The sequence below is a fragment of the Stenotrophomonas sp. SrG genome (assembly GCF_050031795.1).
GTDB lineage: Bacteria > Pseudomonadota > Gammaproteobacteria > Xanthomonadales > Xanthomonadaceae > Stenotrophomonas > Stenotrophomonas rhizophila_A.
On the sequence record NZ_JBNBBE010000845.1, the window covers coordinates 1 to 244 of the forward strand.

General features: G+C 61.5%; 1 pseudogene. It reads right to left on the reverse strand.

Going from position 1 to position 244, the window contains the following annotated elements:
* A pseudogene (locus ACQG3P_RS21925) lies at window positions 1-181 on the reverse strand (long-chain-fatty-acid--CoA ligase); the annotation flags it as partial.
* Between the last annotated feature and the right edge of the window lie 63 nt (window positions 182-244).

Here is a 244-nt window from a genome sequence, read left to right on the forward strand (position 1 = left end):
CGACCAGGGCGTCGGTTTCACCGTAGGTGAGGACCTTGCCGAAGCTGGAGTAGGCGGGACGGTCGCGGCACTTGGCCACCGACGCATCGAACACGGCCGACACCGAATGGAACTCGTTGACGTCGATGTCGGCGGGTACGCCGTTGGGATAGCTCTGCAGCCAGGGACGTTCCTGTCGCATTATTCCCCCTCCAGGAAACGTTGATGGTGTGATGCTGACGGAGAGTATCCGTCGATTCGGTCC